The organism is Micromonospora sonneratiae, from assembly GCF_042679305.1.
Classification (GTDB): Bacteria; Actinomycetota; Actinomycetes; order Mycobacteriales; family Micromonosporaceae; genus Micromonospora_H; species Micromonospora_H sonneratiae.
Window position 1 is genome coordinate 104,906 of record NZ_JBHTMP010000017.1, and the last position, 19,518, is coordinate 124,423.

Genomic DNA, 19,518 nt, shown 5'->3' on the forward strand with positions numbered 1-19,518 from the left:
TCGGCTACGACCCGGGCCGAGCGTACCCTAGGCTTACGAGTTGCATCGATTGCTGCGTCGATTATCCGAGGGGGGATGGTGTCCGCCGATCTCACCGCAGCCTATGAACGCTGCCGTGAGCTGCACAAACGGCACGGGCGCAGCTACTATCTCGCGACTCGGCTGCTGCCGGCGTGGAAGCGACGGCACGTGCACGCGCTCTATGGTTTCACCCGCTACGCGGACGAGATCGTGGACCGGACCGGCGACCTGACGCCCGGGGCGCGGAAGGCGCAGCTCACGGAATGGGCCGACCGGTTCACGACCGGCCTGCGCGGTGAGCCGGTGGACGACCCGTTGCTGCCCGCCGTCCTGCACACCATCGCTGTCTTCGACCTCGATCGTCGTGACTTCGTGGCGTTCCTCCAGAGCATGGCGATGGACCTGACCGTCACCTCGTATCCGACCTATGCTGACCTGCTCGACTACATGGAGGGCTCGGCTGCGGTCATCGGCACGATGATGCTGCCGATCCTCGGTAGCCGGGACCCGGAGGCCGCCCGGGAACCGGCTCGACAGCTCGGTTTCGCCTTCCAGCTCACCAACTTCATCCGGGACGTCGCCGAGGACCTCGAACGCGGCCGGACGTACCTGCCGGATGCGGATCTGGCCGCGTTCGGCCTGACCCGGGAGGACCTGGTCGCTGCCGCCGCGCGCCGTCGCGCCACGCCGCGCATCCGGGAACTGATCGAGTACGAGGTGACCCGGGCCCAGGCGCACTACGCGGCGGCGGCTCCGGGCATCGTGCTGCTGGATCCCGGATCGCAGTCCTGCATCCGGACCGCCTACGCGGTCTACGGCGGGATCCTCGACGAGGTGGCCGCGCAGTCGTACGACGTCTTCGCCAAGCGGGCCACCGTGCCGGGTCGGCGTCGGTTGGCGGTCGCCGCCCGGCACCTGCTGGCCCCGGCGGGTGCCCCGGTCGCCGTACCCGGCCCACCGACCGATCCAGCGGCGATCAGCTGACGACCAGGGCATCTCGCCAGTCGGGTGGCCCGGGTGACGGGTCTGCGGGATGCTGGCGGGATGGCGGAGCCGGAACTGGTGGATGTGGTCGTCGTCGGCCTCGGGGTCGGTGGTGAGGAGGTCGCCGGTCGGCTGGCTGAGGCTGGTCTGTCCGTGGTCGGCATCGAACGGGGTCTCGTCGGCGGGGAGTGCCCGTACTGGGGCTGTGTCCCGAGCAAGATGATGATCCGGGCGGCGAACGCGCTGGCCGAGGCCCGGCGAGTCGACGAACTGGCCGGTACGGCGCAGGTCCGGCCGGACTGGGGGCCGGTGGCGCGCCGGATCCGCGAGGAGGCCACGGACCACTGGGACGACCGGGTCGCGGTCGAACGGCTCACCGGTAAGGGCGTACGAATGGTCCGCGGTCACGGGATCCTCGCCGGTCCCGGGCAGGTACGCGTTGGTGACCACGTCTGTCAGGCTCGCCGAGGCATCGTGATCGGCACCGGCACGTCAGCTGCCGCTCCACCGATCGAAGGGCTGGCGGAAACGCCGTACTGGACCAACCGGGAGGCGATCGCGGTCGAGAAGCTGCCCGACTCGCTGGTGGTGCTCGGAGGTGGGGCGATCGGTCTGGAACTCGCCCAGGTCTTCGCCCGGTTCGGCGTACGGGTGAGCGTGGTGGAGGTGGCTGACCGGTTGCTGGCCATGGAGGAGCCCGAATCGTCCGCACTGGCCGCCGAGGCGTTGCAGGCCGACGGCGTGGAGATCCAGACCGGTGTACGCGCCGAACGCGTCAGCCACGACACGCGCGGATTCGCCGTACACCTGTCGGGTGGTGTGGTGGTCGGCGGCGACCAACTGTTGGTGGCCACGGGGCGGCGGGCGCGGCTGGCCGAACTGGGAGTGGAGACGGTCGGGCTGGATCCAGCGCAACGGTTCCTGACCGTCGACGACCGGATGCGGGCCGGTGACGGTATCTGGGCGGTCGGCGACGTGACCGGTCACGGTGCGTTCACCCATGTGGCGATGTACGAGGCCGCGATCGCCGTTCGGGACATCCTGGCAGGCCCGGGCTCGGGTGCCGGTCCACGCGCCGAGGGCGGGCCGCCTACCGGACCCGGGCCCCGAGCCGACTATCGGGCGCTGCCCCGGGTGACCTTCACCGACCCGGAGATCGGCGCGGTCGGCCTGACCGAGCAGCAGGCCCGTGACCAGGGACTGAACGTGCAGGTGGGGTTGGCCCGACTGTCCAACTCGGCACGGGGATGGATCCACAAGGCCGGCAACGAGGGGTTCGTCAAGTTGGTGGCCGATGCCGGGCGGGGAGTCCTGGTCGGCGCGACCTCCGCCGGCCCGGCCGGAGGCGAGGTACTCGGCGCGCTGACCGTGGCGGTACACGGCGAGGTGCCGCTGGCCACCCTCTGCAACATGATGTACGCGTACCCGACCTTCCACCGGGCGATCGAGGACGCGCTCCGCGACCTGGGCGGTTCCGCCCCCGGCTAGCCGTTGCCCGGTCCTGACCTGCCAGCGCCCGCGATCCGAGCTGCGGAACCCGGAAAACGTCGGCCCGGTCGGAAATGATGACGGACGATGTAGTTGGCCGACTGGCCGACTGGCCGAGGTGAGGAGACCGAGATGGTGGAGAAGGAGCCGGTGGGCGAGCTGGACCCGCGGTTCAGCAGTGAGGGCGCGACCGCGATCGAGTGGGCGCAGGCGCGGGAGCACCTGGTCGACGCGGAGGTGTACTGGCTCTCGACGGTCCGACCGGAGGGGCGCCCGCACGTCACACCACTGTTGGCCCTCTGGCACGACGACATGCTGTATTTCTGCACCGGCCCGACCGAGCGCAAGGCGAGGAACCTCGCGGCCAATGCACACTGCGTGCTCACCACCGGGTCCAACATGTTGAACAAGGGGCTCGACCTCGTGGTCGAGGGCGAAGCCGTGCAGGTGGACGACGACGGCAGGCTGCGGCGGATCGCCGCCGCGTACGAGTCGAAGTACGGCAGTGACTGGCACTTCGAGGTACGTGACGGCGTTTTCCACAACGCCGCCGGCGGCACGGCCCTGGTGTACGAGGTCGCGCCAACCACCATCTTCGGCTTCGCCAAGGGCGAGTACGGGCAGACCCGCTGGCGCTTCTCCGCGTGACCAGGGACTGACCGACTCCGGCGTGTCGTCGGCGTGTTTCGACAGAACTCCCTGGTCACGCGGATCAACTAGCAGGCCTCGCCCACAGTCAGAAGGCCTCGTCCAGGGAGACCGAACCGGAGACGGCCACCTGGTACGCCGACACCCGCCGCTCGAAGAAGTTCGTCAGCTCCTGGACGTCCTGCAACTCCATGAACGGGAACGGGTTCTCCGAGCCGTACCGGGGTGGCAGCCCGAGCCGGGTGAGCCGGGCGTCGGCGACGTACTCCAGGTAGCGCTGCATGTCCGCGGTGTTCATGCCGGGCAGCCCGTCCCCGCACAGGTCCCGGGCGAAGGCCAGCTCAGCGGCGACCGCCTCCTTGATCATGCGGGTCACCTGGGCGGACAACTCGTCGTCGAACAGGTCCGGCTCCTCCCGGCGGACCGTGTCGACCACCGCGAAGGCGAACTCCATGTGCATCGACTCGTCGCGGAACACCCAGTTGGTGCCGGTGGCCAACCCGGAGAGCAGGCCGCGTGAGCGCAGCCAGTAGACGTACGCGAAGGCGCCGTAGAAGAACAGCCCCTCGACGCAGGCGGCGAAACAGATCAGGTTGAGCAGGAACGCCCGCCGGTCGGCCCGGGTCTCCAGCCGGTGCAGCGAGTTGATCGAGTTGATCCAGCGGAAGCAGAAGTCCGCCTTGTCCCGGATCGACGGGATGTGTTCGACCGCCGCGAACGCCTTCGCCCGCTCGTCGTGGTCGGGCAGGTACGTGTCCAGCAGGGTCAGGTAGAACTGGACGTGCACCGCCTCCTCGAAGAGTTGCCGGGACAGATAGAGGCGGGCCTCCGGTGCGTTGACGTGCTGATAGAGGTTGAGCACCAGGTTGTTCGCCACGATCGAGTCACCGGTGGCGAAGAACGCCACCAGTCGGTGTACCAGGTGCCGTTCCTGATCCGACAGCTTCGCCAGGTCGGGTACGTCCGAGGCCAGGTCGACCTCCTCCACCGTCCAGGTGTTACGGATGGCCGCCCGGAACCGTTCGTAGAAGTCCGGGTAGCGCATCGGACGCAGGGTCAGGTCCATGCCGGGGTCGAGCAACATCTGACTGGTCACTGGCATGCCTCGCAGATCTCCGGGTTTTCCAGGGAGCAGGCCACGGCGTCCGCCGCCTCGGCCGCTGGGGTGTCGGGAAGGGCCCCTTCCAGGGCAGACAGCGATAGCAGGGGACCCTTTCTGACGGTGGTCTGGGCGATCCGCGTCGCGGGACGGGAACGCAGGTAGTACGTCGTCTTCAGCCCGGCCCGCCACGCGTAGGCGTACATCGAGGAGAGCTTGCCGATGGTCGGGGCGGCCTGGAACAGGTTCAGCGACTGCGACTGGTCGACGTACGGCGTACGCGCGGCGGTCAGATCGATCAGCGCCTTCTGGGGCAGTTCCCAGGCGGTCCGGTAGAGCGTCTTCAACTCGTCCGGAATGTCCAAGGTGGCCACCGACCCGTCGGCGGTCTTGATCGCGTCCCGGGTCGCCGGGGTCCACCGGCCGAGCCGCTTGAGGTCGGCCACCAGATGCCGGTTGACCTGGAGGAACTCGCCGGACAGGGTCTCCCGCTTGAAGACGTTGGAGACCAGCGGCTCGACGCACTCCGAGCAGCCCGCGATCGAGGCGATGGTGGCGGTCGGTGCGATCGCGACCAGCAGCGAGTTGCGCAGACCGTACCGGGCGACCTTCTCCCGTATCGCCGCCCAGGCGTCCGGTCGTACCGGCGAGGCGGACGGGTAGTGGTCGAGGTGCAGCACGCCACCGGCCGCCCGGGTCTGTCCGTACGCCGGGTGCGCGCCCCGCTCGGCGGCCAGCGAGGCCGACGTGTCGTACGCGGCGAGGGCGATCTCCTCGGCGATCCGGGTGGAGAGCGCCAGTGCCCCGGGCGAGTCGAACGGCAGCCGCAGCGCGGCGAAGACGTCGGCCAGTCCCATCACTCCGAGACCGATCGGTCGCCAGCGTCGGTGCGCGGCGGCGGCCTGTTCGGTCGGGAAGTAGTTGCGGTCGATCGCCCGGTCGAGGGCGGCGACCGCGATCCGGACGGTGTCGGCCAGCGCGGCGAAGTCGACCTCGCCGTCCACGAGGTGGGCGGCCAGGTTGACGGAGCCGAGGGTGCAGACGGCGGTCTCCCCGTCGCTGGTCACCTCCAGGATCTCGGTGCACAGATTGGACAGGTGCACCACGCCGCCACCGTTGCCCACCTGGTTGCAGGTACGGTTCGCCGCGTCCTTGAAGGTCATCCAGCCGTTGCCGGTCTGCGCCAGGGTACGCATCATCCGGGCGTACAGGCTCCGGGCCGGCAGGGTCTTCACAGCCTTGCCTGCGACCTCGGCCGCCCGGTAGGCGGTGTCGAACTCGTCGCCCCACAGGTCGACCAGTTCCGGTACGTCCTTCGGGTCGAACAGCGACCAGTCCGCGTCCGCCTCGACCCGCCGCATGAACTCGTCCGGGATCCAGTTGGCCAGGTTCAGGTTGTGCGTACGCCGGGCCTCGTCACCGGTGTTGTCCCGTAGCTCCAGGAACTCCTCGATGTCGGCGTGCCAGGTGTCCAGGTAGACGCAGGCCGCCCCCTTGCGCCGGCCGCCCTGGTTGACCGCCGCCACGCTGGCGTCCAGGGTGCGCAGCCACGGCACGATCCCGTGCGAGTAGCCGTTGGTGCCCCGGATCAGCGAGCCGCGCGAGCGTACCCGGGACCAGGAGACACCGATCCCGCCGGCGTACTTGGACAGCTTCGCCACCTGCGTGTAGCGCTCGTAGATCGATTCGAGCTCGTCCTTCGGCGAGTCGACCAGGAAACAGGAGGAGAGCTGCTGGTGCCGGGTACCGGCGTTGAACAGCGTCGGCGAGCTGGGCAGGTAGGCCAGGCTGGCCATCCGTCGGTACAGGTCGGCGGCCTGCTCGACCGTTTCGGCCAGGCCGGTGGCGACCCGTAGGAAGAAGTGCTGCGGGGTCTCCAGCACGTTCCGGCTCTCCGGGTGCCGCAACAGGTAGCGGTCGTAGACCGTACGGAGGCCGAAGAACTCGAAGGCATCGTCGGCCGTGGGGTCGACCAGGGCGTCGAGTTCGGCGGCATGCGCGGCGACGAAGGTGACGAAGCCGGGATCCAGCAACCCCTGTCTGGTTGCTGCCGCGACGGATTCGCTGAACGTGCGTACGCCCTGGTCAGCGGCCTCCTGTCGGATGCGCTCGGTGAGTAGTCGAGCGGCCAGCCTGGCGTACTGCGGCTCCTCGGCGATCAGCCCGGCGGCGGCGGAGATGGCCAGTTGGAGCAGCTCGTCCTGGCCCGCACCCGGGGTCCGCCCGGATCGGACCAGGGCCAGCACCCGCTCGGCATCGGTGTCGGGCAGATCGTGCCGGTGCCGCTCGACGGCGGTACGCAGCCCGTGGTCGGGCTGTTGCTCAGGCTCCGCTGCTGGCGGGGCGGTGGTCACGGCTGCCGTCATGTTCGCTCCTCGTCGTCTCGGCCGGACCGGAGACTCGCGAGGGGACACGTCGGCACGCCGGATCACCGCCGGTCGGTGTTCCGGCAGTCACCCGTACGTCTCGACGGCCCTCCCGCGAGGCCCCGAGGTGGTACGCGCGTCGGACGGGTCGGTGCCCGACACGCATTACTGGCAGGTCTTCGGACTTGCGGGCAGGGCGCGTTGCCGCGCTTGCCTACTGGCCGTCGCTTCCCAGATCCGGCTGGCCTGTCCAGACCGAAAGGCTTCCGGCCGGACACCGTGATCCAGTGCTGTTGACGGCGGTCGTTCCCGCTCACCGCTGCGGGGCAGTCCCGGATTCACACCGGGTTCCCTCTTTGGCCGCGACATCTGGATGGATGCCGAAGCCTGGCCACCCGCCTGGAGGGGCAAGGGTGGACCAGCAATGAACCGATCCTAGATGTAGTGGCTGGGGGTACGTCAACGCACCAGATGGTGTGGCGTGTCGCGGTTGACGGGAGTGGATCTGGATCATCGTGGGCGGTCGTTGTCTGCCCGTCAGCTCCGGCAGGTCAGCCACGCTCCCGGCACCCAGCCGGCGTGCCGGTGGCGGTTTGGCCACCGTACGGCCGGGAAGTAGCCGGGAGTGCGGACGATGATGGTGCGGAACATGATGACGAAGCTGGAGCGGGCCGCCCGGCTCGACCGGCTGGGTGACCGGCTGCAACACGGCGTCTTCTCGGTCCTGCCGAACCAGCGGGTCCGGGACTTCCTACACGGGGTGAACCTCGGTCATCCGCTGCATCCGGCGCTCGTGCAGTTGCCCATCGGTGCCTGGGTCAGCACCGCCATCCTGGACCTGATCCCCGGCCAGCGACGGGCCGCGACGGTGCTGGTGGCGGTGGGCACCGCGAGTGCGCTGCCGGCGGCGATCGCCGGGGCCAACGACTGGGCGTCGCTCTCCCGGGAGCAGCGACGGGTCGGCCTGGTCCACGCGATGGCCAACGCGATCGGCACGACCCTGTACGCCGGCTCGGTGGCTGCCCGGTTGAGTGGACGACACGGTGCCGGCCGGATGCTCGGCTTCCTCGGGTTGGCGGCGGCCAGTGGCGGGGCGTACCTCGGTGGGCACCTGGCCTACAAACAGGCCGCCGGGGTCAACCAGGGCGTCCAGGAACTGCACCTGATCGAGGACGGGTGGCATCCGATCGCCGACATCGCCAGCCTGCCCGACGCCACGTTGCTGACCCGGGAGGTCGACGACGTGTCGGTGGTGGTGTACCGGGACGGTGATGAGGTCACGGTGATGTTGGAGCGGTGCGCCCACCAGAGCGGTCCGCTCGGCGAGGGCAGGGTCACCCGGGTCGACGGGCGTACCTGTGTGGTCTGCCCCTGGCACGGGAGCACCTTCCAGCTCAACGGCGGTGAGGTCGTACACGGGCCGGCCGGTACCGACCAGCAGGTGCTACCCACCCGGGTGGTGGACGGCGTGCTACAGACCCGGCTGCCCTGACCCGACCACCTGGCGTGGTCGGCGGGACTGGGCAGCCGGGCTGCGTGGTCGCGCTCAGTCGCAGGTCACTGCGGGTTGGGCCCGGGTGACGAGGTTCGTGTAGCCGGTGGTGCCGTCCAGCCAGACCACCCGACGGTTCTCGTCGGAGGCGTGCACACCCTGGTCACCCCGGTTGCACGAGAACCGGACGGGAGCCCCACCGCGCACCGGGACCTGGTACAGCTTCGGTAGCGCGGCGTTGGTGAGCTGGCTGCTCGGCTGGGACGTGAACGTCACGTACCGGCTGTTGGCGTCGAGCGCGGGCACCCTCGCCAGGCCCGACGCCTCGGTCACGACATCGGTGACGCCGGTGCCGTCCAGGGCCGCCCGTTTGATCGCGCTGATCCCGTCGATGCCGGTGTCGTGCACCCAGTAGACCGCGTCGGCGGTGACGACGACGTCCTTGACGAAGACGCGCTCGGTCCCGACCGGGATGACGGTCTTCGTCCCGGTGCGCAGGTTCCACACCACCGGGTTGTAGTGCCAGCCGGTCGCGTCCTGCACGATCTGCGCGTAGGCCAGCACATCGCCGTGGAGCGACGCCCACGAACCCTGCGTACCCACCTCGGGCGTCAGGTTGACCGTCGACCCGTCCGGCCTGCGTACCACCACGTCGCTCTCGAAGAGGTCGTACGAGAAGAGGGTCCAGGCGGCGGTACGGCCCGACACGATCGGGTTGCTCAGATCCTCGTTCCGGCCGGTCACCGTCGCGAGGCTGGTCACCGGCCCGCCGGTCAGCGCCCGTTGGTAGACGTCCACGACGAGTTGACCGTCGACGACCGCGGTGCCGGTCCACACCCCCGTGCGGCCGTCGGTGGCCGGCTGCTCGTGCGTGCGCTCGTCGGCCGGCGAGAGCTGTCGGGCCTTCCCACCGTCGGTGGCACCGGTCCAGATCGAGGTCGCCCCCGACTCCGCCGTCGGTGCCTGGCTCACCACGTACCGGCCGCCGGCGGCGTCGAGCGCGGCAGCGGCATGCCGTACGTCGGCCAGCAGCGTCTTCGAGTCGACGCCGAGTTCCCGCTCCCAGCCCGGCGTGATGCCGTGACCGTCGAAGGCCGCCCGGACGACCGCCTTCTGGTTGACGGTGAAGCCGAGCGCGGTCGCGGCCTCCAGTACGGCGGTGCGACCGTCGGTGAACCCGTCGAGTGGCGTCATGTACTCGGTTAACGCCTTGTAGACGAGCCGGTCGGCCAGCAGCGGATCGAGTTTCTCCCGGATGTCCCACAGTGCTCCGGAGAAGATGGTGGAGTTCAGGTGCACCCCGCCGTTGTCGGTCGAGGTGCGGACGCCGAGATAGTCGGAGTACGTGGTCCGGCCGTCGTTCAGGTTGCGCAGGGCGCACTGCGCAGGTGTGCCGGACTTGCAGAGGTCCTCGGCCAGCAGCCCGGCGTCCGGGTGCGACATCGGCGTACCGGTGACCGTCACGTCGATCGCGTTGCCGAAGTAGTCGGCGATCGCCTCGTTCATCGCCCCGGACTGGTTGCGGTAGACGAGGTCCGCGGAGTTGGTGATGACGCCGTGGGTCATCTCGTGTCCGACGACGTCGAGGTCGGCGGCGAACGAGTAGCGGGTCGAGGTGGCCCCGCCGTACACCATCTTCTGGCCGTCCCAGAACGCGTTGTTGAACGGCCGACCGAAGTTGGTCACGTTGACGACGGAGATCATCGGGCTGCCGGCGCCGTCCAGGCCGTCCCGGCCGAGCCGTGACCGGTAGAACTCGTACACCTGACCGGCGCCGTAGTGTGCGTCGACCGCGCCGGTCGTGCTGGGCGCCCCGGTGAACGGGATGGTGTCGGCCGACATCAACGGTGTCTCGGGTGGTAGCTCTCCGAGGTAGTCGTAGTAGCTGCGTCCCTCGGCGTCGTAGGTGAGGATCTCCCCACCGCTGGTCGGGTACATCGCACGGGAACGGTCGCGCAGTTCGTACCGGCCGTCGGCACGCTGGTACGCCTCGACCGGTACCGACCGGCCGTGCTCGTCGGTGCCGGTCGTCGAGACCGCCCCCTCGGCGAAGTTGACCGTGTCGTAGGTCAGCGCGACGGTGCCCGCGTGCGCGTCCACGAACACCTCGCGGACGAACGGCGTCTGGGTTGCGGTGTCGACGCCCCGGAGGGTGAGCCGCCAGGTGAGGACACCGCCGCCGGTCGGCAGGACGGTCAGTCCCCGGTCGGTGACCGTGACCGAGGCCCGGGTCTGCGGATCCAGGCCACGCCGGGCGATCCGGCTGGCCACGTCCGCGCCGATGCGGGGCGTGGTCGAGACGCCGAGTTCGGTGAAGTAGCGGCCGTTGACGCTGGTCACCGTGCGGGTCCCGGTCCTGGTCAGGTGTACGAGGTAGTGCGCCCCGAACACTTCGACGCCCCGGTGCCGTTGCACGAACCGTACGGTTTCCGTGCGGTCGTCCCCGGTCACGTTCCGTACCCGCAGGTCGTCGGTGGCGACGTGGTAGCGGCCGGAGTTGCGGGCGAGGTGGTCGCGAGCTGCGGTCGCGGCGTCCCCACCGGGGGCGCGTTCGCCGATCCCGCTCACCAACGCGGGTGCCCGGGTGCCCTCGCCCGCTGTCGACTGTGGATCAGGTGCGGCGGTGGCCGGACCGGCCACGGTGGCCAGCGTTCCGGCCACGAGTACCGCGGTCAGCGCTGTGGAACCCAGCGCCGTGGAGATTCTGCGCAAGGTCGTTCCTCTCTCAGTAGTTAGGAACCTTTCCTGTTTCCTAGTACTGAGATCGATCAAAGTCAATGAAAATGCCGTCGTCGCCCGGTCAGTTCCGCCGGTGTCGGCCGACTTCGGGAGCCCGGCTCTCGGCCGTCGACCGGCTGCCGACCGTCGACCGGGTGCTGGCCGTCGACCGGGTGCTGGCCGTCGATCGCTTGCCGGCGGTCGACCGGCGGCGGAGCCCGAGCACCGCGCCGATCTGCGCACCGATGATGCCGGCGACCGAGATGACCGCGGACACCGCGAGCGGTCGGTTGACCTGGCTCAGTTCGCTGGACCGGGCGGCACCGGCGGCCAGGGTGGGTTCATCCGGTTGCCGGTGCCGTGGCGTCTCCCCGTCGGGTGCGGAAGTCGCGGGTGGGGTCGTCGGGCGCGGCACTGTCGGGCGCGGAGCCGGTGGTGTCGCCGGACGGTTTCCGGGCGGCGGCGGTACGGCGACCAGGCCGGTGGCGTGTTCGCGTACCCCCCGGTCGGCGGCCTCGTCCGGCAGCCGGAGCAGTTGCCCCGGACGGATCCGGTTCGGGTCCCGGATCTTGTTGAGTCGGGCGAGGTCGCGGTAACGGTCGAAGTCGCCGAGATAGCGGTCGGCGATGTGGCCGAGATAGTCGTCGCGCTCGACCCGGTAGACCGGCACCGGCTCCGGACGCGGGGAGGTCACCGGCACCGACCAGCGGACCGGTGACCCGGCGACGGAACCCGGTGTGGAGCCGGCCGGGAGCAGTGCGGCCTGGGCGGCCACCGGCGGGCGGTACGGTGCCACGGCCGCGACCGTTGCCGCCCTCGATGCGGCGGAGGCCGCCGGACTGGCTGCGATGATCAGCGCGACCGAGCCGACCAGGGCCGCCACCGCCCGTTGCTGCCGGCTCAACCCGGGAAGTCGCGGTGCCGGCCGTCGCCGTACCCGTGCCGGCAACTCCACCAGTACGGAGAGCGCGAAGGTCGCCCAGCCCGCCCAGCCGACGATCGCCAGCGCCCGCAGGAAGAGCTGTCCATCGTCCCGGCTGGTCAACGTGGTGGTGATCTCGTCCATGCCGGGCAGGTGGTCGGGGAGCGGATTACCGGCGAAGGCGACCAGGGCGACCGGTGCGCCCACCAACAGTCCGAGTAGGACGATCAGCGCGGCGAGTCCGGTGACGATCTGCCCGGATCGGCGGGCGATGGACGGTCGTACGGCTGATACGTGTGCTGTGGGCATCAGCTTTCCTCCCTACGGTTCGGTCCGCAGGTGGGCGGTGGCCTCGCCACGGACCAGGATCTTGTCCCTGAAGCCGAAGAGGTCGAGCAGGTAGGTGTCGTACTCCACGTCGACGGTGACGGTGAGCTGCTGTCCGGTGTCGAACCGGACCGACCAGGCCCGGACGCCCTCCACTCCGGCCAGGTAGTTGCGGATTGCCGTACGGGCCTGCTCCTCGTCGACCACCTTCGGGCGGCCCTCGACCGCCGAGGCCAGGTCGATGGACTGGCCGCCGGCTCGGGCCGCCTCGGCAGCGAGGTTGTCGGCCCGCTGCATCGACCGCAACTGGCCGGTGCCGTCGAAGGCCAGCCCGATGATCACCAGTACGCCGGTGAGGGCGACCGCCAGGAACAGGCTGACCCGGCCGGCATCCCGGCCCGCGTCGCCACCTGGCCGGTGCCCCGTTGCGGTCGGCGTGCGATCGTCAGCAGCGGGACCTGACCCGTACCGGAGAAGGGGTGGCCCGTGGGTGTTCACACGTCGAGCCCCTTCCCGTCGGGATCGGTGCGGGGCTCGACGGTCACGGACCCGGAGGCCCGGCTCCGGTAACGGTCCAGTGGGGACACGAAGGTCGCCCTGACCAGCCGTTCGGTCGGCATGCCCGGCAGGATCGACATCCGCAGGTCCCGAAAGGACACCCGGCAGGAGACGGTGACCGAGACCGAGGCGTCCTGCCCGACGGGGCTGCGGAACGCCGCGTCGAACGTGGCGGGCCGCCCCCGTACGCTGCCGGCGAAGTCCAGACGGGGTGGCTGCGTGCAGGAGAGCCCCTCCCAGTCGAGCCGGGTACGGGCCGCGTCCCGGGCCGCCTCCCGGGCTGCGGCGGCGGTCCGGGAGATGGACGCGGCCCGGGCGGCGTCATGCGCCGCCACCTCGATCGCCTCGTGTGCCACGGCGGTACGCCCGGCGACCCCGGCCAGCACCACCAGTGCCAGGAAGGCGGGGATGAGCACGGCTACCTCCACCGAGACCGATCCCCGGTCGCTGCGGCCGACTGCCCGTACGGTCATCGTGGCGGCTCCGGGGTGACCCGTTCCACGGTGCCGTGTGCGGTCTCGCTGACTGCCGGCAGTGGGATCAACGGCACGATACGCAGCGGCTGGCCGGTGACGGTGGCGCTGACCTGCGTCGTACCCGGACGGACGGTGACCCTCGCACCGGTCAGCCAGTCACCGGCCCGGGTGATGAACTCCTCCGCGCGGCGCTGACCGACGCCGTCGGCGGCCCGGTACGCCCGCTGAGCGTTCACCGCCTCCTGGGCGGCGTTCAACGCGGTGGCCCGGGCGAGGAACCAGGCGGCGGCCTGGACGGAGGCGAGGAGCAGGATCAGGATGGCGGGCAGCAGCACGGTCAGCTCGACCGGGTTCGCCCCCCGGTCCCGGCCCGGTCCCGCTTCCCGCCCCTGATCCGGCTGGTTGCCGCGGCGCATCGGGCTACTTGGGGTCGGCCGGGGTGGGCAACTTCTCCAACCAGCCCTTGGCAGCTGCCAGCGCGCCGGCGGTCACCACGGTGGCCACGAACACCAGCCCCATGATGATCACTGCGGTCGGCACCGGACTGTCCCCCCGTTCGCCGTCGCGGCGCAGTTCGGCGAGGCGTACGGCGAGGAAGGTGTGGAGGTAGGTGAAGACGGTCATTGAAGGCTCCCTTCGGGGACAGGCAGGAGACGGCAGGTCAGATGCGGGACATGAACGGATAGATGACGAAACCGACGAGGACGAAGACGAGCAGTGCACCGGGGATGTCCAGGCGGCTGGTGACCGCCTCGGCCCGGGCCAGGTTGTCGGTACGGATCTGGTCACGCAACGAGTCGGCGCGGCTGCGTAACGTCTCGTGTACCTGGGCGCCCTCGGTCCCGGACGACTGCATGATCGAACCGACGTCACCCAGTTCCGGTACGCCGATCTTCTCGGCCAGGTCCCGCAACTCGTCCCAGGGCGAGTGCATCTGGAGTTGCGCCATCCGCAGCGCCTCCCGGATCCGTTCGAAGACCCAGCCGTCGCAGACGCCGGCCGCCCGTTCCAGCGACTGCACCGGGCCGTGCGCCGCCGACAGTTGCAGGGCGACCAGGTCGAGGTAGGCGCAGACGGCCTGGCTGAACTCGCGACGGGCCTTCTCCGCCTTGACCAGTACCGACCGGTGGGCCAGGACCACCGCGGTGAACGCCATGCCCAGCCCGGCCACGGTGGGAATGACGACCGGTGGCCGTACCCCGGCCAGGAACAGCACCAGTGCGGACAGGGCGGGCATCGCCAGGCCGACCAGTGCGGAGAGCAGCAGCGAGAGGGTGTACTGCTCGGGGGAGCGGCCGATCAGCGCCAGCTGCCGGTGCGGCGGGCGCAACGTACGGGTCAGGCCACCCAGCCAGTCCAGCTCACCGCCACCGGTGGCCCGGAGCGGTCCGGCCGGCTGGTGCAGCCGACGCAACGCGGGCCCGAGTGCCGGGGTGACCGGAAGCGTCTCCCGGACCAGGAGGAACACGCCCAGGCCGATGATCGCCCCGCCGACGATCCCGATGGCCAGGTGCCAGTTCACCAGGATCATGCGATCACCTCCTCGGGATCCGGGGCGGCGAGGAACCGGGCCGGGCGGGGCGGCAGGCTCATCGCCCGTACCCAGGCCAGCAGGCCGACGAAGCAGCCGCCGAGGAACACCATCACGATCTGCCCGGTCGGTGTGCCGTACGGGCGCATGTAGTCCGGGTTGACCAGCCCGTACAGCAGGATCAGCAGGGTCATCCCGGTCAGGAAGCGCACCGCGAACCGGGGCTGGGTACGTTTGGCCTCCACCTCGCGCCGGGTGGCGACCTCGGCCGCCGAGGCGGAGGCGATCGAGCCGAGTACGTCGCCGAGCCGCTCGCCCCGGTCGGTCAGGTGCAGGATCAGCGCGGCCACCACCTGGTCGCAGACCGGGTCACCGATCTCGTCGGCGAACGCCAGCAGCGCGGTCCGCCCCTGCCAGCCGGCCTGCAACCGGGCGGCCAGCAGCCGTACCTCGTCCTCGATCTCCTCGGGTGCGGTCGCCACCGTGTTGATGACGGTCTGTTGCAGCCCCTGACCGGTGCCGGACACGTCCTTGAGTCGGCGGGTCCATTCCCCCACCGCCTCGATCCGGGCGATGGCCCGCTGCTCGGCCTTGCCGACGGTGAACAGCCATGGCGTGCCCGGCACCGCGATGACGACCAGCAGCCCGACCACCGGCAGGCCGGTGAGCAGGAAGGCCAGCGCGCCGGCGACCAGGGCGGTTCCCAGCAGCATTTGGTGCCGGCGCTGCTCCCGTCGGCTGCTGCCGGACCCGAGCCAGAGCAGCCGCAGGGCCCGGCCGCCCGTGGACGGCGGTGCCGGCGGACGTCGGGTGCCGATCAGCGAGACGACCGCGAGGACCAGCCCGGCCACGCAGGCCGCCCCGGACAGGACCGCGATCAGCTCGATGTTGGCCGGTAGGTTCACGCCGCCTCCCCGATCGGTTCAGCCTTCCGTCCGGGCGGTGGCGGCAGGCCCCGGCCCCCGGTCATGTCCGCCGCCGTAGCTGACTGTGCCGGGGCCGACGCCACGCGCCGGTGCCCGCCTCGATGAACCGGGACAGCACCCGGGGGTCGTAGCCGACCCGCATGAGCTGGTCGCGGACCCGTTCCGGCAGATGCCGGGGTACGGCCCGACCGTCGGACCCCGGACCGAACACCGTCGTCGTGGTGATCCGGCTGTTCTCGCCGGCGCCGATCACCTCCTCGACGTGCGAGACGAACCGGTACTTCCGTCCACCGATGGCGGTCTCGTCCTCGACGGTGACGTAGACGATCAGGTCGAGCGCGTTGCCGGCCATCCGGCGGGCCTGCTCGACGGTCATCTCCCGCCCGTGGGACAGGGCCAACTCGACGATCCGCTCACCCACCCCGGCCGGTGTACGGGCGTGGATGGTGCACATCGAGCCCCGGCTGGTGGTCATCGCCTGCAACATCGGGACGATCTCCCGGGAGCGGACCTCACCGACGATGATCCGCAGTACGCCCATCCGCAACGCCACCGGGATCAGGTCGGCGATGGTGACCTCACCGGCCGGTCGCCCGTCCAGTCCCCGCTCGCCGTGTCCCTCCCGGGACTCGAAGCTCATCACCGCCCGGTGCCTCCCCTGTCGCCGGGCGGGTAGCAGCTCGCGGCTCTCCTCGAGCAGCACGTACGGCTCGTCGGCGGGGATCTCGCCCATCAACGCCCGGATGACCGTGGTCTTTCCCGCCCCGGCCAGCCCGGCGACCATGATGTTGAGCCCGGCCGCCATCGCCGCCCGGAGGAAGTCGCGGATCAGCACGTCGACCATCTCGTCCAGGTCGGCCCGGCCACCCGCGAGGTCGTCGAGGGTCACGTCGAGGGTGTTGTGCTTGCGGATCACCGCGTACGGCCGGTGGCTGACCAGGTAGACGGCGGCCAGGCGACTGCCGTCGGGCAGTTGCAGGTCCAGGGTCGGCTTCGAAGTGGACAGGGACCGCTCGGTCGCCCCGGCCCGCCGGGCGGCGGCCTGGAGGATCTCCACCATCTCCTCGTCGCTGTCCGCGATCGGCTCGCCCCAGTCGACGCCGCCCCCGTGCCGGGTGATGCGGACCAGGTCGCAGCCGAGGATGTGCACCTCCTCGATGGATTCGTCGACCAGCAGGGTCTGCAACCGGCCCAGCCCGACCAACTCGGCGGTCACCTGGTCGAGCAGGGTGCGTTCCTCGGCGGCTGGCATCGGGGTGCCGGCCCGTCGGGCGGCGTCGGCGTACTCGGCCACCACGGCGACCGCCAGCCGGGCCCGTTCGACGTCCTCCTCGTCGGGGGTGAACTCCCGGCCGCGTTGCCAGAGGGTGAGTCGTTCGCTGAGTTCGCGGCGCAGTTCGCGGACCACCGCGAAGTCGACCCGGGGTCGGGGTGGTGCCGCGATCCGGGGGCCCCCGACCGGCGGGTACGGCTGATGGTGCCCGTTGGCCGGCAACGGCGGGATGGTCGAGGTGACGCCGTTCTCCCGTACCCGTGGGTCGTGGTCGACCGGCTCAAACCGCATTCGGCACCTCCCGCCCGGAGGGCCAGGTGAGCCGGGCCCGCTGCCGGTCGAGCAGTGCCCGGACCGGTACCTCCAGCGCACTGGCCGCCCGCATCAGCGGCCGTCCGGTACGGACCGTGCCACCATGGCTGAGCACCTCGGCGGTACGGCGATCGTGCGGCAACTGGGCGATCACCGGCAGGTGCAGCGCCTTGCTGACCTCACCGCGACTGTGTCCGTCACCGACCAGCAGCAGTCGCAGCGAGCCGGTCGGCACCCGGTGCTCGGCGAGGTCCCGTTGGATGGCCCGGACGGTCGCCTGGGTGCTGGACAGGTCGGGCAGGTGGGCGGAGGTGACGACCAGTACGACGGCAGCGGCCCGCAGGATCGGCCAGGGCGGCCCGACCACCTGGAGACGTCCACAGTCGACCAGCACGTCGTAGCCGGGCTGGCCGCGTTCCAGGGCGACGAAGAAGTCGGCGAAGCGCTGCCACAGCGGGGTGACGCTGCCCGCCTGGGCCGGGTCGACCACGCCCGGCAGCAGCAGTCGTTCCCGGCGGGGTGCGTCGAGGTCGACCAGCTGCGACCAGAACGCGGCTTCGAGGTTGCCGTCACGCAGTTCCCCGACCGCCAGTTCCCCGATGCCCCGGGCACCGTCGAGCACCCCACCCAGGTACCCGGCCAGGATCGACCCACCGGCCGGGTCGCATTCGGCCAGCACCATCCGGTGATGCCAGGACAGGGTGCAGGCGAGGGCGGTCGTGGTGACCCCGGGGGACCCCTTGGCCGAGATGAGGGCGACGACCGCCATGATCAGGCTGCCGTCGTCAGGACCACGGCGATCCGGCTCTCGGCGGCCAGCACCACCACGGCGGGCACGTCCCGTTCGGCCAGCGCCAGATAGAGCACCAGTTCGCCGTCCTCCGGGCTCGCCGTGTCGATCACCGTCGCCTCGAACCGGGTGCTCGGCGCGCTGCTGCCCTCGCTGTCCCGGGCGGGGCGGCTGACCAGCAGGAGCTTGTCGCCCGGGTGGAGCTGCCGGGCCGGCACCTCGCTGGTCTTGAGCCCCAGGGAGAGTTGCTGCTGTCCGGGTCCGATCAGCGGCTGGTCGGTGAGCTGGTCCAGGACCAGCAGCGTGCCCGGGGTCAGCGCCACCGCGGCGCGTTTGCCGATCACGTCGTGGATCCGGGTCGCGGGCACCGGGGAGAGTCCCGACCCGCCGGCGACCTGGACGGCGAAGAGGTCGTCGGCCCCCAGCACCGTGCCGACCGGTACGGCACGGGCGACGGCGAGGTAGCTGCCGGTGGCCCGTACGGAGGTGACCGCGAACGCCGCGCCGAGACCGCCGAGCGCGATCAGCAGGACCGCCAACCCCAGCAGACCGGGACGCATCCGTCGCTGTCGGACGATCCGGGGTGGGGCGACCGGTGCGTCGACCGGGCCGGACGGGTCGTGTCTGGTTGCCACGCTCACCCGGTCACCACCTGGAGTTCGTCGATGCGGAGCTGTCTCGGCTCACTGGTCCGGGTCTGCAACGGCAGGACGCCGCGCCGTCCACCACCGGTCCACCAGTCGACCCGCCAGGTCGTGGTGGCGGTGATCCGGTACGTCCCGCCGGGCCGACCGTGGCTCGACCGTGGATATCCGGCGTAGCCGCACTTCGGGGACGGACCACCACCGTCGCGCCCGGGGACGTACTCGACCCCGGGGTTGGTGCAGGTGATCCGCCGGCCGTTGCCCATGTTCCAGACGATCTTCGTGACCCGGGCCCTGATGTTGACGGTCAGTCCGGGCGCCCTGGCCGATGCCCGTTGCGGTCCCCAGGTGGTCGGTCCGGGATCGGTCCAGAGCCAGATCGGCAGTCCGACCAGGCCCGGTCCCCTGTTCGGCGCGATGCCGACGGTGGGCCGGCGCAGGGTGAGGCTGGCCAGCGCCCGGTTCGCCAGTTCGGCCGGGTCGGGTGGGGTGCCGTAGCCGTTCGGCGGGTTGGTGAGCCAGACGGGCTCCTGTGCACCGGCGCAACTGCGCAGGTAGAGCGTCTGGCCGGCCGGGCCGCCCGGGGGTTGTGGCCGGGCGCGTTTGTAGTAGCAGCCGTCGGAGTTGTTGAACCAGCCGAGCAGGTCGTCGTAGCAGGGCACGGTCACGCCGTTGCGTTGGCAGGTACGGCCGCTGCCTCCGCCTCCGCCACCCGGGTTGCCGGGGCTGCCCGGGGTGCCCGGTTCCTCGTCCCACACGTGGCAGTCGGACTGGCCCGGGGGACACTCCGCGCCGGGATCAGCACGTTGGGCAGCCAGGACCCGGCCGGTGGGGCCGAGGACGGGGGCGGCGACGGCGCCGGTGGGCGCGGCGGTCACCGCCAGCGCGGTCACCGTTGCGAGGGCGACGAACCATCGGGTACGGCCCGCCGGCCGGGGGCCGG

At 70.8% G+C, this 19,518-nt stretch carries 18 protein-coding genes and 1 riboswitch; of the genes, 4 read left to right on the top strand and 14 right to left on the bottom strand.

All coding sequences use genetic code 11. From position 1 onward, the window contains the following. The first annotated feature begins 78 nt into the window (after positions 1 to 78). The 3 genes from ACFQ4H_RS13710 to ACFQ4H_RS13720 all read left to right on the top strand — a co-directional run bounded on the left by ACFQ4H_RS13710 (position 79) and on the right by ACFQ4H_RS13720 (position 3,141). Positions 79 to 1,005 carry a phytoene/squalene synthase family protein gene (locus ACFQ4H_RS13710; RefSeq protein WP_377570767.1) on the top strand — a complete coding sequence of 309 codons (927 nt, stop codon included), beginning with the start codon at positions 79 to 81 and terminating at the stop codon, positions 1,003 to 1,005. 60 nt (positions 1,006 to 1,065) lie between these two features. Further along, positions 1,066 to 2,493 carry a dihydrolipoyl dehydrogenase family protein gene (locus ACFQ4H_RS13715; protein WP_377570769.1) on the top strand — a complete coding sequence of 476 codons (1,428 nt, stop codon included), beginning with the start codon at positions 1,066 to 1,068 and terminating at the stop codon, positions 2,491 to 2,493. A gap of 132 nt (positions 2,494 to 2,625) precedes the next feature. After that, on the top strand, positions 2,626 to 3,141 hold the full coding sequence (locus tag ACFQ4H_RS13720) for a pyridoxamine 5'-phosphate oxidase family protein (protein WP_377570725.1): 516 nt from the start codon (positions 2,626 to 2,628) through the stop codon (positions 3,139 to 3,141). An 88-nt stretch (positions 3,142 to 3,229) separates the two neighbouring features. Here ACFQ4H_RS13720 and ACFQ4H_RS13725 read toward each other — a convergent pair whose 3' ends face one another. Then, positions 3,230 to 4,243, bottom strand: coding sequence for a ribonucleotide-diphosphate reductase subunit beta (locus tag ACFQ4H_RS13725; protein ID WP_377570728.1), 1,014 nt, complete (start codon positions 4,241 to 4,243; stop codon positions 3,230 to 3,232). Continuing rightward, positions 4,234 to 6,606, bottom strand: a complete 2,373-nt coding sequence (locus ACFQ4H_RS13730) for a ribonucleoside-diphosphate reductase subunit alpha (protein ID WP_377570730.1) — start codon at positions 6,604 to 6,606, stop codon at positions 4,234 to 4,236. Before ACFQ4H_RS13730 ends, ACFQ4H_RS13725 begins: the two co-directional genes overlap by 10 nt. Before the next feature lie 153 nt (positions 6,607 to 6,759). Next, positions 6,760 to 7,020: riboswitch (cobalamin riboswitch) on the bottom strand. A 226-nt stretch (positions 7,021 to 7,246) separates the two neighbouring features. On the opposite strand from ACFQ4H_RS13730, the gene ACFQ4H_RS13735 reads away from it, so the two are divergent. Then, positions 7,247 to 8,098: a Rieske (2Fe-2S) protein gene (locus ACFQ4H_RS13735; protein ID WP_377570770.1), complete on the top strand. Its 852-nt coding sequence runs from the start codon at positions 7,247 to 7,249 to the stop codon at positions 8,096 to 8,098. Positions 8,099 to 8,152: 54 nt separating this feature from the next. Here the strand turns inward: ACFQ4H_RS13735 and ACFQ4H_RS13740 are convergent, their stop codons facing one another. The 12 genes from ACFQ4H_RS13740 to ACFQ4H_RS13795 form a co-directional block, all read right to left on the bottom strand. Next, a complete protein-coding gene (locus tag ACFQ4H_RS13740) occupies positions 8,153 to 10,810 on the bottom strand; it encodes a M4 family metallopeptidase (RefSeq protein ID WP_377570731.1) in 2,658 nt (885 codons plus the stop codon). An 88-nt stretch (positions 10,811 to 10,898) separates the two neighbouring features. Continuing rightward, a complete protein-coding gene (locus ACFQ4H_RS13745; RefSeq protein ID WP_377570733.1) occupies positions 10,899 to 12,047 on the bottom strand; it encodes a LysM peptidoglycan-binding domain-containing protein in 1,149 nt (382 codons plus the stop codon). Between the two features lie 12 nt (positions 12,048 to 12,059). Then, complete coding sequence (locus ACFQ4H_RS13750) at positions 12,060 to 12,440, bottom strand: pilus assembly protein TadG-related protein (RefSeq protein WP_377570771.1); 381 nt, start codon at positions 12,438 to 12,440, stop codon at positions 12,060 to 12,062. A gap of 119 nt (positions 12,441 to 12,559) precedes the next feature. Continuing rightward, a complete protein-coding gene (locus ACFQ4H_RS13755; protein WP_377570735.1) occupies positions 12,560 to 13,096 on the bottom strand; it encodes a TadE/TadG family type IV pilus assembly protein in 537 nt (178 codons plus the stop codon). Continuing rightward, on the bottom strand, positions 13,093 to 13,515 hold the full coding sequence (locus ACFQ4H_RS13760; protein ID WP_377570738.1) for a TadE/TadG family type IV pilus assembly protein: 423 nt from the start codon (positions 13,513 to 13,515) through the stop codon (positions 13,093 to 13,095). The genes ACFQ4H_RS13755 and ACFQ4H_RS13760 overlap by 4 nt, the downstream gene beginning before the upstream one ends. A 4-nt stretch (positions 13,516 to 13,519) precedes the next feature. Continuing rightward, on the bottom strand, positions 13,520 to 13,723 hold the full coding sequence (locus ACFQ4H_RS13765; protein ID WP_377570739.1) for a hypothetical protein: 204 nt from the start codon (positions 13,721 to 13,723) through the stop codon (positions 13,520 to 13,522). A gap of 37 nt (positions 13,724 to 13,760) precedes the next feature. Beyond that, complete coding sequence (locus ACFQ4H_RS13770; RefSeq protein ID WP_377570773.1) at positions 13,761 to 14,624, bottom strand: type II secretion system F family protein; 864 nt, start codon at positions 14,622 to 14,624, stop codon at positions 13,761 to 13,763. A 2-nt stretch (positions 14,625 to 14,626) separates the two neighbouring features. After that, positions 14,627 to 15,535, bottom strand: coding sequence for a type II secretion system F family protein (locus ACFQ4H_RS13775; protein WP_377570741.1), 909 nt, complete (start codon positions 15,533 to 15,535; stop codon positions 14,627 to 14,629). Positions 15,536 to 15,596: 61 nt separating this feature from the next. Beyond that, positions 15,597 to 17,120, bottom strand: a complete 1,524-nt coding sequence (locus tag ACFQ4H_RS13780; RefSeq protein WP_377570742.1) for a CpaF family protein — start codon at positions 17,118 to 17,120, stop codon at positions 15,597 to 15,599. Continuing rightward, entirely contained in the window at positions 17,110 to 17,910 is an 801-nt protein-coding gene (locus tag ACFQ4H_RS13785; protein WP_377570744.1) for a ParA family protein, read from the bottom strand. Before ACFQ4H_RS13785 ends, ACFQ4H_RS13780 begins: the two co-directional genes overlap by 11 nt. 2 nt (positions 17,911 to 17,912) lie before the next feature. Beyond that, positions 17,913 to 18,572 carry an SAF domain-containing protein gene (locus tag ACFQ4H_RS13790; protein WP_377570746.1) on the bottom strand — a complete coding sequence of 220 codons (660 nt, stop codon included), beginning with the start codon at positions 18,570 to 18,572 and terminating at the stop codon, positions 17,913 to 17,915. Beyond that, positions 18,569 to 19,518: hypothetical protein (locus ACFQ4H_RS13795; protein ID WP_377570748.1), on the bottom strand; the 950-nt coding region annotated here is incomplete at its 5' end. The genes ACFQ4H_RS13795 and ACFQ4H_RS13790, both read right to left, overlap by 4 nt.

What these genes read in the sequence shown, in the direction of transcription:
- ACFQ4H_RS13715 (WP_377570769.1), top strand. Translation starts at nt 1,066, where the DNA reads ATGGCGGAGCCGGAACTGGTGGATGTGGTCGTCGTCGGCCTCGGGGTC.
- ACFQ4H_RS13720 (WP_377570725.1), top strand. Translation starts at nt 2,626, where the DNA reads ATGGTGGAGAAGGAGCCGGTGGGCGAGCTGGACCCGCGGTTCAGCAGT.
- ACFQ4H_RS13725 (WP_377570728.1), bottom strand. Translation starts at nt 4,243, where the DNA reads ATGCCAGTGACCAGTCAGATGTTGCTCGACCCCGGCATGGACCTGACC.
- ACFQ4H_RS13730 (WP_377570730.1), bottom strand. Translation starts at nt 6,606, where the DNA reads ATGACGGCAGCCGTGACCACCGCCCCGCCAGCAGCGGAGCCTGAGCAA.
- ACFQ4H_RS13745 (WP_377570733.1), bottom strand. Translation starts at nt 12,047, where the DNA reads ATGCCCACAGCACACGTATCAGCCGTACGACCGTCCATCGCCCGCCGA.
- ACFQ4H_RS13755 (WP_377570735.1), bottom strand. Translation starts at nt 13,096, where the DNA reads ATGACCGTACGGGCAGTCGGCCGCAGCGACCGGGGATCGGTCTCGGTG.
- ACFQ4H_RS13760 (WP_377570738.1), bottom strand. Translation starts at nt 13,515, where the DNA reads ATGCGCCGCGGCAACCAGCCGGATCAGGGGCGGGAAGCGGGACCGGGC.
- ACFQ4H_RS13765 (WP_377570739.1), bottom strand. Translation starts at nt 13,723, where the DNA reads ATGACCGTCTTCACCTACCTCCACACCTTCCTCGCCGTACGCCTCGCC.
- ACFQ4H_RS13780 (WP_377570742.1), bottom strand. Translation starts at nt 17,120, where the DNA reads ATGCGGTTTGAGCCGGTCGACCACGACCCACGGGTACGGGAGAACGGC.
- ACFQ4H_RS13785 (WP_377570744.1), bottom strand. Translation starts at nt 17,910, where the DNA reads ATGGCGGTCGTCGCCCTCATCTCGGCCAAGGGGTCCCCCGGGGTCACC.